Below are 14,384 nucleotides of genomic sequence, written 5' to 3' on the forward strand. Positions count from 1 at the left end.
TATATATATTAACTTCTCGTTTACAGCATGTATAATCAAAAAATAACTTCAAATACTATAGTTGTATAACGAGAAGGAGGAATGAAAAATGTCTGTTCTTGAAAATTTCGATTCTTGGAAGCAATTTTTAGCAAATAGATTAGAGCAAGCTCAAGCACAGGGGATGTCACAACAAACGATTTCTCAAGTTGCATATGAGGTTGGAGACTATCTTGCAAAAAGTGTTGATGCTAAAAATAGTGAAGAAGCTGTTTTACGTGAATTATGGAATGCTGCTTCTAAGGAAGAACAGCAGGCAATTGCCAATTCAATGGTGAAATTGGTACAAAACGAAGCTAATAATGGCTAAGACTAACAAGTGAAAAAAGGAGCTGCGTGTGTGTCGTAGCTTCTTTTCCTTTCTAAAGGAAAACTTTAGAAAATAAATTTCAACGAATGTCTTTAAACAAATGTGAAAATCATTTATTATAAATGTATACGTACTTTAAAATTGGATTTTATGTACAAAGGAGAGAGCTTAGTGGGGAAGATAGAATGGTATTTAGAATATGAAATACGAATAAATCGCCCGGGACTACTAGGTGAAATATCTTCTTTACTAGGTATGTTATCAATAAATATTGTAACCATAAATGGTGTTGAAAATGGCCGAAGAGGAATGCTGTTGCTAGCTGATAATAACGAACAGATTACTCGATTAAAATTGATTTTAAATACAATGGATACGATAAGATTAACAAAACTAAGAAAAGCAAAATTACGTGATAGATTGGCTGTTAGGCATGGCAAATATATACATAGAGATGCGGACGATAGAAAGACAGTTAGGTTTATACGAGACGAGCTTGGGATACTAGTTGATTTTATGGCGGAGCTTTACAAACAAGATGGGCATAAATTAATTGGAATACGAGGTATGCCTAGAGTTGGAAAAACAGAATCCATTGTTGCCGCCAGTGTGTGTGCAAATAAGCGGTGGTTATTTGTATCAAGTACGCTCATCAAACAAACGGTACGCAATCAATTGATTGAGGGAGAATATAGTAGTGATAATATTTTCATTATTGACGGGATTGTTTCCAAACAAAAGGCAAATGAGAGACATTGGCAATTAATTCGGGAGATTATGCAACTTCCCGCAATAAAAGTGGTGGAGCATCCAGATATTTTTGTTCAGGCGACTGAGTATAATATCGACGATTTTGATTATATTATCGAACTCCGAAGTGACGAAAATGAAGAAATAACTTATGATGTAGTGGAAAGAGCACAATTTAACCAGGGTAGTGGATTTTCTATGTTCGATTATTAAACTGGATGGTGTTAGATATGGGTATTGGATCAAGACTTAGAGATGCAAGAGAAGCTAAAGAAATATCGTTAGATAGCTTACAAGAAACGACTAAAATTCAAAAAAGATATCTCGTGGCAATCGAAGAGGAAAATTTTTCTATTTTGCCAGGGAAGTTTTATACAAAAGCATTTATTAGGGAATATGCTATTGCTGTTGGTTTAGACCCAAACGAGTTGATGGCTGAGTTTAGTGAAGAAATACCTTCGCCTAGTGAGGATACAACTACTCAGTATACGAGAATTCATCGTTCTCGAAAAGATAATATGCCAACAAAAAACTCAGCTATTTTTTCTATCGTTCCTACATTATTTGTCATTATATTAATCTTTGGTATAATCTTTGTAGTTTGGTGGTTTGTAATCTCCAAAGCAAATGATGAAAATAAAACAACTCCTAATGCAAATTCAGATGATTACATTACGAGAGAAACAGAAAATAAAAATAAAAATACAAATGACGATACAAATAATAAAGAAAATCAGGATACAGATGAGAATACTGGTGATGCAACGGAAGATACGGATAATAATGATGAGGATTCATCAGCCGAAACTGATGAAAATTCGACTCTTTCGATGGATGTAGTAGAAGCTGGCACTGGTACTAAGCCAACTTCTACCATTGAGTTATCTAATGTGGGTGATTCATTAACCTTCGAATTTGAAGCTGCTAATGTCCAAGTATGGCTTGATGTCGAAAATGGTAATGGGCAAAAGTTTTTTAGTGGGTTTGTTAAGCCAACTGAAAAAACTACTGTCGATATGACTGGCCAGGAGCAAATCTATTTGAATGTTGGTTCTGCACCAAATTTAACGATAACGATTAATGATGAAACACTAGAATACCCTGTTGACCCAAGTCAAAGAGGTGCTGATCATCAAAAAATTTGGTTAAATGTAATTAAAGAAAATGAATAAGCAGAAGGGGATGTCTTAGTAAAGGAGGGCCCTCCTTGGACATTCCCTTTCTTTCTTTCGAATCAAATGGGAGGAATCGGATAATGAATTTACCGAATAAGATAACCTTTTCTAGAATTTTATTAATACCAATCTTTATTATATTAATGGCTGTACCATTTAATTGGGGAGAATGGGATATAGGTAATACGACATTACCAATTTCTCATTTTGTTGGTGCTGTACTATTTATTATTGCTTCCGCCACAGACTGGATTGATGGTCACTATGCTAGAAAACATAATTTAGTGACCAATTTAGGGAAGTTTTTAGACCCTTTAGCAGATAAGCTTTTAGTATCGGCTGCACTTATATTACTTGTAGAAATGGGGCTTGCTCCAGCATGGATTGTCATAATTATCATTAGTAGAGAATTTGCTATCACTGGTTTACGACTAGTAGCGGCAGGAGAAGGAATTGTGTTAGCGGCAGGTAAAATGGGTAAATTAAAAACAGCAACACAAATGATCGCAATTGCATGTTTATTACTACATAATTTCCCGTTCTCGTTTATAGCTATTCCGTTTGGTACAATTATGCTATATATCGCACTATTCTTTACGGTTCTTTCTGGATATGATTATTTTGCTAAAAATTGGCATGTAATGAGGGATTCAAAATAATGGAAACGATAAAAACAGAAATCATTGCAGTTGGTACAGAACTTCTGTTGGGTCAAATTGCAAATACAAATGCTCAGTGGATATCTGAGCATTTGGCTTTTCACGGTATAAATGTATATTATCACGGAGTAGTTGGTGATAATCTCAACCGTGTTCAGAATACCTTTCAGTTAGCGCAAGAGCGCTCAGATATAGTTATTGTCACTGGTGGGCTTGGACCTACGGATGATGATTTAACTCGGGAAGCATTTCAATTACTTAGTGGATTAAGTATAGATGAGCATCAAGAATCCATGGATAAAATAGAAGCTTATTTTTCTAGAATAAACGTTACTATGACCCCAAACAATCGAAAGCAAGCAAGAATATTCAGTGGTGCAAAGGTCATTAGAAACAGCATGGGAATGGCTCCTGGAATGATTGTTCATTACGAGGGAACGATATGGGTATTCCTACCCGGGGTTCCTCGTGAAATGAAGGCTATGATGCTTGAGGATGTTATTCCATATTTGCGTAAACAACTAAAACAGAAGGATATTATTCAATCCTTAGTTCTACGATTTATTGGGATTGGTGAATCACAGCTCGAGCATGAGCTTAAAGAACTTATAGATAGCCAGGTCAACCCAACCATTGCTCCATTGGCACAAAACGATGGTGTTGTTTTACGGTTAACTGCTAAGGCATCTTCAGAGGAAGAAGCTATGCTGCTTCTTAATCAGACAAAGGAAGAAATTCTATCGAAGGTAGGAGAATATTATTTTGGAACAAATGATGAAACAATTGAACAGACGATCGTTTCCAGACTAATAGAAAATAACCTTAAAATTGCTTCTGCTGAAAGTCTTACAGGCGGAAAGTTTATTGAAAAATTGATTTCTGTTCCAGGAGTGTCACAGGTTTGCCAAGGATCAATCGTGTGTTACGACGAGTCCGTAAAACGAAATGTCTTAAAAGTAAAGAATGAAATAATTGACACCTTTGGTACTGTCAGTTGTGAATGTGCACTAGAAATGGCTAAAAAAGTTTCAGAATTACTGCATGCATCTGTTGGAATTAGCTTTACTGGTATTGCAGGACCTGATTCAATCGAAGGGAAGCCGGTTGGAACTGTCTATATTTCAGTGTATATCAAAGACGGGAAACATATCGTGAATAAGTATGAGCTTACTGGTGATCGTGAGGGAATAAGACATCGTGCGGTATTGAAGGGTTATGAACTTCTATATAATCTCTTAAAATGATATAATTACGTAGGTTTTTTCCTGTAAAAATCACTAATAGCAAGTAATTTATTATAAAAATAGGAAAATAGAAACTAATTTCCTAACAAAATAGGGGAACATTTATTCGGATTTTACTTGGCAAAATATTAAAAACCATGTATGATAGATATAGTTAATATAAGGAGGTAGTTTCGTTGAGTGATAGAAAACAAGCTTTAGAGATGGCATTAAGGCAAATAGAGAAGCAGTTCGGAAAAGGTTCCATCATGAAACTTGGTGAACAGGCAGATGTAAAATTAGCAACAACCTCAAGTGGGTCGCTTGCATTAGATATTGCATTAGGAATAGGTGGTTACCCTAAAGGAAGAATCATCGAAATATATGGTCCAGAATCTTCGGGTAAAACAACAGTAGCATTACATGCCATTGCAGAGGTGCAAAAAAATGGTGGTCAAGCTGCATTTATTGATGCGGAGCATGCATTAGACCCAACCTATGCAAGAGCATTAGGTGTTAATATTGATGAACTATTATTGTCACAACCAGATACTGGGGAACAAGCACTTGAAATCGCAGAAGCATTAGTTCGTAGTGGAGCTGTTGATGTTATCGTTATAGACTCAGTAGCAGCACTAGTACCGAAAGCAGAAATTGAGGGAGAAATGGGAGATTCCCATGTAGGATTACAAGCGAGACTAATGTCCCAGGCTTTAAGAAAGTTATCTGGAACAATAAACAAATCAAAAACTACGGCTATATTCATTAACCAAGTACGTGAAAAAATTGGTGTTATGTTTGGTAACCCTGAAACTACTCCAGGTGGTCGTGCATTGAAGTTCTATTCATCAGTAAGGCTGGAAGTGCGCCGTGCTGAAACCTTAAAAATAGGCAATGACATGGTTGGTAACAGAGCGAAGATTAAGGTTGTGAAAAACAAGGTAGCGCCTCCTTTTAAACAAGCAGAAGTGGATATCATGTACGGTGAAGGTATTTCAAAAGAAGGAGAAATAATTGATATCGGTGCTGAACTTGATATTGTTCAAAAGAGTGGAGCATGGTATTCCTATCAAGGAGAAAGGCTTGGACAAGGTAGAGAAAATGCTAAGGCTTTCCTAATTGAAAATAAAGATATGGCTGCTGAAATTGAAGAAGCTATTCGTGAACATTACAATTTAGATGGTGAAGTAGAGATACCACAAGATGATCTAGAAGAACCAACACAAGAAACACTAGATGTATAATAATCTCTAAAAGGTCTATCATTCAAAATTACAACCGTTTTAGGTAGTATATTTTGAGTGATAGACCTCTTTTATTGCAAAGATATTTTTTATGTCGATTCCTTGACATTATTTTTCCATAAAGATAAAATTAGTATGTATAATTTTATAATTTTATTATACGAAGACAAATTTATTCATTGAATATGGTACACACCGACAAATTTAAATGAATGAGCCGAAACAATTTTATAGCAAGAGGAGGTGAAAACGTGGGAGAAAACTTTCTCATCTCCATTTTGCTTGTCGTAATTTCCCTTATAGTCGGTTTGTTTGTTGGTTATCTGATTCGTAAATCTATTGCGGAAGCAAAAATTTCCAGTGCGGAAACATTAGCAAAGCAAATAGTTGAAGAAGCACATCGAAATGCAGATGCCGCCAAAAAAGAGGCGCTTCTTGAGGCGAAGGACGAAAATCATAAGCTTCGCCAGCAGACAGAGCAGGAATTACGTGAACGTCGTTCTGAGGTACAAAAGCAAGAAAATCGCCTGATGCAAAGAGAAGAAAATCTGGATAGAAAAAGTGAAACTTTAGACAAGCGAGAGCTCATGCTTGAAAAGCGAGAACTATCACTAGCAGAAAAACAACAACAAATTGAAGAAATGGAAAGCAAAGTGGAAACAACGCTACAAGAGCAGCAGACAGAGCTTGAGCGCATTTCTGGGTATACTACTGATCAGGCAAGAACAATTATTTTAGAGCGGCTTGAAAAAGAATTGGCACATGAATCAGCCATTATGATAAAAGAGGCAGAAAATCGTGCAAAAGAAGAAGCAGATAAGAAAGCGAAAAGTATCTTATCTATGGCGTTACAACGCTGTGCTGCAGACCACGTTGCTGAAACAACTGTATCTGTTGTAAATCTTCCAAATGATGAAATGAAAGGTCGTATTATTGGTCGTGAAGGTCGAAACATTCGAACATTAGAAACATTAACAGGAATCGATTTAATCATTGATGATACACCAGAAGCGGTAATACTATCTGGTTTTGACCCGATTCGAAGAGAGATAGCTCGTATAGCATTAGAAAAACTTGTCCAAGATGGTAGAATTCACCCTGCAAGGATCGAAGAAATGGTGGATAAAGCTAGACGTGAAGTGGATGAGTATATACGAGAAGTCGGTGAAGAAACAACATTTGAGGTTGGCGTACATGGTCTACATCCTGATTTGATTAAAATTCTTGGTCGCTTAAAATATCGTACAAGCTATGGTCAAAATGTATTAAAGCATTCAACAGAAGTAGCGTACCTGTCAGGCTTATTAGCTGCTGAGTTAGGTGAAGACGAAAGATTAGCAAGAAGAGCCGGATTACTACATGATATTGGTAAAGCCATTGATCATGAGGTAGAAGGTAGCCACGTTGAAATCGGTAAAGAGCTAGCGATGAAATACAAGGAACACGAGGTAGTAATTAATGCAATTGCATCACACCACGGTGACGAAGAACCAACTTCCGTCATTTCAGTCCTAGTTGCCGCAGCAGACGCTTTATCTGCAGCGCGCCCTGGTGCAAGAAGTGAAACCTTGGAGAACTATATCAAGCGTTTAGAAAAGCTTGAAGAAATATCTGAATCATTCTCAGGTGTTGAAAAATCGTATGCAATCCAGGCAGGAAGAGAAATTCGAATTATGGTGAAGCCGGATGAAATAGATGATATTGATTCCGCACGCATTGCTCGTGATATTCGAAAACGTATTGAGAGTGAGCTAGATTACCCTGGTCATATTAAAGTGACTGTCATTCGTGAAACAAGAGCAGTAGAATATGCGAAATAAAAACGTGAAAAGTGGGGGATGAACATCCTCCACTTTTGTGTTTCTTTGCGCGGTTCATGAATAAACAATATTGGATTATCATATTTTACTGCTTTGACTTTCATAGAAATATATGGAAAACTAATTATAGAATGAATGTTAGGATGAGATTAATGAAAATATTATTTATTGGGGATGTTTTTGGTTCTCCTGGAAGGAATATGGTACAAGAATACCTTCCTAAGCTAAAAGAGAAATATAAGCCACAGGTTATTGTCATTAATGGTGAAAATAGTGCCTCAGGAAAAGGGATTACTGAGAAGATATACAAACAATTTATGGAATGGGGTGCACAGGTCATCACAATGGGTAACCACACTTGGGACAAAAAGGAAATCTTTGAGTTTATTGATGATGCCAAAAATTTGATTCGTCCCGCTAATTTTCCCGTAGGAACACCAGGAAAAGGATTAACCTATATTAATATTAATGGAACTGAGGTTGCAGTTTTAAATTTACAAGGAAGAACCTTCTTGCCTGCTATTGATGACCCGTTTAGAAAAGTGGATGAACTGATTTTGGAAGCCAAAAAAAGGACAAATATAATCTTTTTAGATTTTCATGCAGAGGCAACAAGCGAAAAACAAGCAATGGGCTGGTATGTAGATGGGCGTGTTAGTGCAGTTGTCGGAACCCATACCCATACACAAACAGCAGATAATCGCATTTTACCGAATGGAACTGCATATATTACTGATGTGGGTATGACAGGTCCGTACGATGGAATTCTTGGAGTGGAGCGGGATTCAGTTATTAAGAAATTTTTAACAAGTCTACCGGTACGATTTGAGCCGGATAAAACAGGAAGAGCACAGCTTAATGCTGTCTTAGTTACATTAGATCAAGTTAGTGGTAAAGCAACGAATATAGAACGCATTATGATAAATGATGACCATCCATTCATAAACTAGTATTATACCTTAAGGAAATTTGAATTTTTTGAATTATTGATGCATAATAAGGTTATAAGCAAACGCCTAAAAGAATATAGTAGCTATAGAACTATAATAGGATATAAGGGAGGTACTAGTAATGGAAATATTAAAAGTCTCAGCAAAATCAAATCCTAATTCAGTAGCAGGAGCACTCGCGAATGTATTACGTGAACGTGGCACAGCGGAAATACAGGCAATCGGTGCGGGAGCATTAAACCAAGCCGTAAAAGCAGTTGCAATTGCTAGAGGATTTGTTGCCCCAAGTGGTGTAGATTTAATATGTATACCAGCCTTTACCGACATTATGATTGATAACGAAGAACGAACAGCGATAAAATTGATTGTTGAACCCCGATAGGGAATATACTTGGGATAGTGTTACGCGAAAATGCGTAGCACTTTTTATTTTATCAAGTATGGTCTACTACCAAATGATAATAAGGATTGTATATAAATAACCGAAAATATTGTGTCGTATATTCACAAATATTGTTAAAATGGTTAAAAGGCTATATACTGTTATAATGTACACCTATACATAAGATTTTTTCCTGATTAGAAAGGAGTATGTAATGTGAATGAACAACAACGGCTTGAACAAGCTCAGATAAATCAAGTAGATAACCCATCTGCTCAAGATAATATGGAACGGATTAAGAATATGACTAGTGATGAAATGATTGCAAAATATTTTCAAACTAGTTATCAGCCACCGGATTTAAAGAAAGCAAGAAAACGTCGTCGTGAAGAGGTACAATTTCATTATGATTTTTCCATTCCTGAGGACATGCAGCAAATAGGAAAAGGAAAGAAGTTTTTGATTCGTACATATGGCTGTCAAATGAATGAGCATGATACAGAGGTAATGGCAGGAATATTAACTGAAATGGGATATGAAGCAACTTCAGAAACGAATGAGGCAGACCTTATCCTATTAAATACTTGTGCTATTCGTGAAAACGCAGAAAATAAAGTATTTGGAGAAATTGGTCATTTAAAACCACTGAAGGTAGAGAAGCCCGACTTAATTCTTGGAGTCTGTGGCTGTATGTCACAAGAAGAGTCTGTGGTAGACCGTATTATGAAAAAACACCAGCATATAGACTTGGTGTTCGGTACCCATAATATTCACCGTTTACCACATTTAGTGAAAGAAGCTATGTTTGGTAAAGCCCAAGTTGTAGAAGTATGGTCTAAGGAAGGAGATATTATTGAGAACCTTCCTAAGGTTAGAAATGGTAAAATTAAGGCCTGGGTAAATATCATGTACGGATGTGATAAATTCTGTACATATTGTATCGTACCAATGACTCGTGGTAAGGAAAGAAGTCGTAGACCAGAGGATATTATCCAAGAAATTCGTCAACTAGCGGCACAGGGTTATCAAGAAATTACCCTACTTGGACAGAATGTTAACGCCTACGGTAAAGACTTTGAGGACATTGATTATCGTTTTGGAGATTTAATGGATGACATACGAAAAATTGACATTCCAAGGGTGCGCTTTACGACCTCACATCCAAGAGATTTTGATGATCACCTTATTGAAGTGTTAGCAAAAGGCGGTAATCTGTTAGACCATATTCATTTACCAGTACAGTCCGGTAGTAGTGAAGTTTTAAAACGCATGAATCGTAAATATACGCGTGAGGATTATTTGGAATTAGTTCGTAAAATCCGAAAAGCCATTCCAAATGCTACATTAACTACAGATATTATTGTAGGATTCCCTAATGAGACAGAGGAACAATTTGAGGAGACCTTATCCTTAGTAGAAGAGGTAGGCTTTGAGGCTGCATATACATTTATTTATTCACCACGTGAAGGTACTCCTGCAGCGATGAAGAAGGATGATGTACCAGAGGAAGTGAAGAAGCAGCGTCTCTATCGTTTAAATGAATTAGTAAACAAGCAATCTGCTGACTCCATGAAGACTTATAAGGATAAAATAGTAAAAGTCCTTGTTGAAGGAGAAAGTAAGAAAGATCCAAATATTCTTGCTGGTTATACCGAGAAGAATAAATTAGTTAACTTTGTTGGACCTAAGTCTGCAATAGGTAAAATTGTTGATGTTAAGATAACCGATGCTAAAACATGGTCTTTAAATGGTATTATGGTTGAAAATACAGTTGAGGTGAAATAAATGGCGGAATATACACGTTCAGAAGTTCTTGCGGAAGCGAAAAAGCTAGCTGAAATGCTTGCTAATACAGAGGAAATAGATCGTTTTAAGCAAGTAGAGGCAAAGTTAAATGAGAATCAAAAGGTGCAAAAGACGATTCAAAAAATTAAAACCTTACAAAAGCAAGCAGTCAATTTCCAAGCATATGAAAAAAGGGAAGCCTTAAAGCGCATTGAAGAAGAAATTGACCGTTTGCAAGTGGAAATTGATGAAATTCCAGTGGTACAAGAATTTAAAGAAACACAAATAGTTGTAAATGATGTATTGCAATTAGTTTCTACTACTATTGCTCGAGAAGTGACAAACCGTGTAATAGAATCAACGGGTGGAGATCCTTTAACCGGTAAAACGGCTTCAGGTGAAAAACACAGTATTGGCTGCGACCATTAAAAAAAGGCGAGAGTTTTCTCGCCTTTTTTATGATGTGAATGAAGTGAATGCAAATCGGCTAAAGTTACTTTTTCAATTAACAAAAAGTATACCCCTAATAGGTCACTTGAATAAATAATATTAAATTTTTAAATGGAAATTTTGGTCCAAACCTTTGAAAAAACTGCTACCTATCAGCTTCTCACCCAGCATTATTTTTTCTCCTCAACCTTTCCTAGAAACGTTATGCACTTTAGGTATTTGTCTTGCATAAAATGACTATGAAAAAAGAGGAGGTAAACGTAATTATGAGTTTTCTAGATAAAGATTACCGAGAAGTAATTACAAAAGCGGTTATTGGAAAAGGTAAAAAATTCACGCAAGCTACTCATTCCGTTACGCCATCACATAGACCGACCAGTATTCTAGGATGCTGGGTAATTAATCATCTCTATAATGCAAAGAAAAAATCAGAAGATACCATTGAAGTTAATGGGAGCTACGACATTAACATTTGGTATTCCTATAATGATAATACAAAAACGGAGGTTGTCACTGAAAGAGTAACATATTGTGATTACATCCCTTTAGGAGTTCTGGATGAGAACTGCATTAACGATGATTATGATGTTATTTGTAAAGTGCTTCAACAACCAAATTGCCTTGAGTGCCGTATTTCTAATCAGGGTAATAAAATTCTAGTAGATATTGAACGAGAGTTTTTAGTTCAAGTCGTTGGTGAGACAAAAGTTTATGTGAAGGTAAAACCAAAAAGCCATAAAATGGCTGATGATGACGATGAGAGCTGGGATTATGTCGTGACAGAAGATGAGTTAGCTGATGTAAATCCTGACTTTCTTGAAAGTAGCAGTAGAAGTAAAGACTAATTAGCTTACGAGGGGGTGTTCCTCGTAAGTTTTTTTTATAGGTCCTATCGGTTACAATAGCTAAATCATTTCATTGGTTCTAATTCATTTTATGCTATAATAATAGAATAAAATGTAGGCTTTTGGAGGATTTTGTAATGGCAAAATATACACCAATGATGGAGCAATATTTGAAAATTAAAGCAGATTATCAAGATGCTTTTTTATTTTTTCGGCTGGGCGATTTCTATGAAATGTTTTTTGAAGATGCTATTAAGGCATCTAGGGAATTAGAAATAGTCTTAACGAAGCGAGATGGTGGACAGGATGAACCTATTCCAATGTGCGGAGTTCCATATCACTCTGCTACAAATTACATCAGAACATTGGTTGAGAAGGGGTATAAAGTTGCCATTTGTGAGCAGGTAGAGGATCCGAAGACAGCTAAAGGAGTAGTAAAGCGAGAAGTTGTTCAGCTCATTACCCCTGGAACTGTCATGGATAGTACAATGTTAAACGAACGGAATAATAATTTTATAGCTAGTCTTTCGCATTTTAAAGACGGTTCTTTTGTTGTGGTTTATTGTGATCTTTCAACAGGAGAAAGTAGGGTTGCCCATATTACATTAGGTTTTGATCGGGTCATTCATGAATTGTATAATCAACCGATTAAAGAAATAGTCATTTCTTCTAATCTACCTGAGGATTTACAAAGCCAGTTAAAGGACAGATTACAGGTAACATTGTCTTTTCAAGATGAGGTTACATTTAATGGGGAATATCGAGATTTATGTGAAAATTTGAACGACGAAAGGCTTGTAAAGTCGTTTAGTAGACTACTAAATTATGTACAATATACGCAAAAGCGTTCGTTAGATCATTTAAAGCAAGCAGAAATAATTGAGCTTGATCAATACCTATCTCTTGATATGTATTCGAAGCGTAATTTAGAATTAACCGAATCAATACTCCGTAAGGGTAAACATGGTAGTTTATTATGGGTTTTAGATAGAACAGTGACTGCAATGGGATCTAGACTATTAAAGAAATGGTTGGAGCGACCGCTATTAGATAAGCGGGTAATCGAAGAGCGCTTATCAGTAGTTGAAGGATTTTTCCACGCCTTTTTAGAACGGGATTCTTTACGAGAAAGTCTAAAATCTGTATATGATATGGAGCGACTTGCAGGTAGAATAGCATTTGGCAACGTGAACGCTAAGGACCTGATTCAATTAAAAAAGTCTTTAAAACGACTTCCCGATATCAAGGGATTATTGAATCAGTTTGATCATAAACAGATTAATGGACTAGCTTCTCAAATCGAATACCCAGAGGAATTGGTTAACCTATTGGAAACAAGTATTATGGAGGATCCACCAATGTCCATCAAGGAAGGATCTATTATCAAAGATGGTTACCATGAGCAATTGGATCAATACCGAGATGCTTCACGTAATGGTAAACGTTGGATTGCTGAACTCGAGAAAAAAGAAAAGCAGGAGACCAATATTAAATCCTTAAAAATCGGATATAATCGAGTTTTTGGATACTATATCGAAGTAACAAAAGCAAATCTCCATCTGTTACCAGAGGGTAAATATGAACGGAAGCAAACGTTAACGAACGCAGAACGGTTTATAACTCCTGAGCTAAAGGAAAAGGAGCAGTTAATTCTAGAAGCAGAGGAAAAAAGTGTTGATTTAGAATACGTGCTTTTTACTGAAATCCGCGAGAAAATTAAGGAACAAATACCACTAATTCAGTATCTTGCAGATGTGATTAGTAAGATAGACGTTTTACAAGCATTTGCTACGGTTAGTGAGGCTAATAACTATAAACGTCCAACATTCGTAGAGAAGAAGCTACAAATTAAAAACGGTCGTCATCCTGTTATTGAACAAGTAATGGAAAATGATACGTTTGTACCAAATGATATTGTACTTGATGATGAAAAAAGTATTTTATTAATCACTGGTCCAAATATGTCTGGTAAAAGTACCTATATGAGGCAGCTTGCCCTAATTGCTATTATGGGACAAATTGGTTGCTTTGTGCCTTGTGATGAGGCAGAGCTTATTATTTTTGATCAGATATTTACGCGAATTGGTGCTGCAGATGATCTGGTTTCAGGACAAAGTACCTTTATGGTGGAGATGTTAGAAGCGAATCATGCGATTGAAAATGCTACCGAAAGAAGCTTAATTTTGCTGGATGAAATTGGTCGAGGTACAAGTACGTATGATGGTATGGCCCTTGCACAGGCGATTGTCGAGTATATTCACGATCATATTCATGCAAAGACATTATTCTCTACTCATTATCATGAATTAACAGCCCTAGAGGATAATCTGCCTAGATTACGAAATATTCATGTGCGAGCAGAGGAATATGAGGGGAATGTTGTATTTCTCCACCAAATAAAAGATGGTGCAGCAGATAAGAGCTATGGAATACATGTAGCTAAGCTGGCTAATCTTCCGGATAAATTAATTAAACGCGCCAGCATTATTTTAAACCAGCTGGAGAACAATGATTCACAGACTACCTACACGGAAGTAGAAGAAACCAATCAGCTATCTTTCTTTGTAGAGGAAGAAGTGGAGCCTAAGAAATCAAAAACGATTGATAAAACAGATGAATTACTAATTCGTCAATTAACAGGACTAGACCTATTTGATATGACACCACTTGAAGCGATGAATGAGCTTCATCAACTACAAAAACTTGCAAAACAAAAGGTGAAAGCTAGCTTGCAAGAATAGAAAGGGTTCTT

13 protein-coding genes are annotated in these 14,384 nt (G+C 36.3%); all 13 read left to right on the forward strand.

The annotated features are described in order from the left end of the window. Positions 1 to 88 precede the first annotated feature (88 nt). The 13 genes from HNR27_RS13455 to mutS all read left to right on the forward strand — a co-directional run bounded on the left by HNR27_RS13455 (position 89) and on the right by mutS (position 14,373). On the forward strand, positions 89 to 349 hold the full coding sequence (locus HNR27_RS13455; RefSeq protein WP_212919704.1) for a DUF3243 domain-containing protein: 261 nt from the start codon (positions 89 to 91) through the stop codon (positions 347 to 349). Between the two features lie 171 nt (positions 350 to 520). Further along, entirely contained in the window at positions 521 to 1,312 is a 792-nt protein-coding gene (locus HNR27_RS13460; protein WP_212919705.1) for a DUF3388 domain-containing protein, read from the forward strand. 17 nt (positions 1,313 to 1,329) lie between these two features. Continuing rightward, a complete protein-coding gene (locus HNR27_RS13465) occupies positions 1,330 to 2,271 on the forward strand; it encodes a helix-turn-helix domain-containing protein (protein WP_429340129.1) in 942 nt (313 codons plus the stop codon). A gap of 83 nt (positions 2,272 to 2,354) precedes the next feature. Continuing rightward, complete coding sequence (gene pgsA / locus HNR27_RS13470) at positions 2,355 to 2,933, forward strand: CDP-diacylglycerol--glycerol-3-phosphate 3-phosphatidyltransferase (protein ID WP_212919707.1); 579 nt, start codon at positions 2,355 to 2,357, stop codon at positions 2,931 to 2,933. Next, positions 2,933 to 4,177, forward strand: coding sequence for a competence/damage-inducible protein A (locus tag HNR27_RS13475; protein ID WP_429340130.1), 1,245 nt, complete (start codon positions 2,933 to 2,935; stop codon positions 4,175 to 4,177). Before pgsA ends, HNR27_RS13475 begins: the two co-directional genes overlap by 1 nt. Positions 4,178 to 4,353: 176 nt before the next feature. Further along, on the forward strand, positions 4,354 to 5,400 hold the full coding sequence (recA, locus tag HNR27_RS13480; RefSeq protein ID WP_212919708.1) for a recombinase RecA: 1,047 nt from the start codon (positions 4,354 to 4,356) through the stop codon (positions 5,398 to 5,400). 251 nt (positions 5,401 to 5,651) lie between these two features. Next, entirely contained in the window at positions 5,652 to 7,220 is a 1,569-nt protein-coding gene (gene rny, locus HNR27_RS13485; RefSeq protein ID WP_373306325.1) for a ribonuclease Y, read from the forward strand. A 152-nt stretch (positions 7,221 to 7,372) separates the two neighbouring features. Next, positions 7,373 to 8,170: a TIGR00282 family metallophosphoesterase gene (locus HNR27_RS13490; protein ID WP_429340131.1), complete on the forward strand. Its 798-nt coding sequence runs from the start codon at positions 7,373 to 7,375 to the stop codon at positions 8,168 to 8,170. A 121-nt stretch (positions 8,171 to 8,291) separates the two neighbouring features. Beyond that, positions 8,292 to 8,552 (forward strand): stage V sporulation protein SpoVS, encoded by a 261-nt coding sequence (gene spoVS, locus HNR27_RS13495; protein WP_010093295.1) that lies wholly within the window; start codon positions 8,292 to 8,294, stop codon positions 8,550 to 8,552. A gap of 216 nt (positions 8,553 to 8,768) precedes the next feature. Further along, complete coding sequence (miaB, locus tag HNR27_RS13500) at positions 8,769 to 10,337, forward strand: tRNA (N6-isopentenyl adenosine(37)-C2)-methylthiotransferase MiaB (protein WP_429340132.1); 1,569 nt, start codon at positions 8,769 to 8,771, stop codon at positions 10,335 to 10,337. Further along, on the forward strand, positions 10,338 to 10,766 hold the full coding sequence (locus HNR27_RS13505) for a YlbF/YmcA family competence regulator (protein WP_429340133.1): 429 nt from the start codon (positions 10,338 to 10,340) through the stop codon (positions 10,764 to 10,766). 287 nt (positions 10,767 to 11,053) lie between these two features. Then, the gene (gene cotE, locus HNR27_RS13510) at positions 11,054 to 11,632 is read left to right on the forward strand and encodes an outer spore coat protein CotE (RefSeq protein ID WP_429340134.1); all 579 of its coding nucleotides are present in this window, start codon (positions 11,054 to 11,056) and stop codon (positions 11,630 to 11,632) included. Positions 11,633 to 11,769: 137 nt separating this feature from the next. Further along, complete coding sequence (gene mutS, locus HNR27_RS13515; RefSeq protein ID WP_429340135.1) at positions 11,770 to 14,373, forward strand: DNA mismatch repair protein MutS; 2,604 nt, start codon at positions 11,770 to 11,772, stop codon at positions 14,371 to 14,373. Positions 14,374 to 14,384 lie beyond the last annotated feature (11 nt).

It is taken from the genome of Ornithinibacillus bavariensis, assembly GCF_050433565.1.
Taxonomy (GTDB): domain Bacteria; phylum Bacillota; class Bacilli; order Bacillales; family Amphibacillaceae; genus Ornithinibacillus; species Ornithinibacillus bavariensis.

What these genes read in the sequence shown, in the direction of transcription:
- HNR27_RS13455 (WP_212919704.1), top strand. Translation starts at nt 89, where the DNA reads ATGTCTGTTCTTGAAAATTTCGATTCTTGGAAGCAATTTTTAGCAAAT.
- HNR27_RS13465 (WP_429340129.1), top strand. Translation starts at nt 1,330, where the DNA reads ATGGGTATTGGATCAAGACTTAGAGATGCAAGAGAAGCTAAAGAAATA.
- pgsA (WP_212919707.1), top strand. Translation starts at nt 2,355, where the DNA reads ATGAATTTACCGAATAAGATAACCTTTTCTAGAATTTTATTAATACCA.
- HNR27_RS13475 (WP_429340130.1), top strand. Translation starts at nt 2,933, where the DNA reads ATGGAAACGATAAAAACAGAAATCATTGCAGTTGGTACAGAACTTCTG.
- HNR27_RS13490 (WP_429340131.1), top strand. Translation starts at nt 7,373, where the DNA reads ATGAAAATATTATTTATTGGGGATGTTTTTGGTTCTCCTGGAAGGAAT.
- spoVS (WP_010093295.1), top strand. Translation starts at nt 8,292, where the DNA reads ATGGAAATATTAAAAGTCTCAGCAAAATCAAATCCTAATTCAGTAGCA.
- HNR27_RS13505 (WP_429340133.1), top strand. Translation starts at nt 10,338, where the DNA reads ATGGCGGAATATACACGTTCAGAAGTTCTTGCGGAAGCGAAAAAGCTA.
- cotE (WP_429340134.1), top strand. Translation starts at nt 11,054, where the DNA reads ATGAGTTTTCTAGATAAAGATTACCGAGAAGTAATTACAAAAGCGGTT.
- mutS (WP_429340135.1), top strand. Translation starts at nt 11,770, where the DNA reads ATGGCAAAATATACACCAATGATGGAGCAATATTTGAAAATTAAAGCA.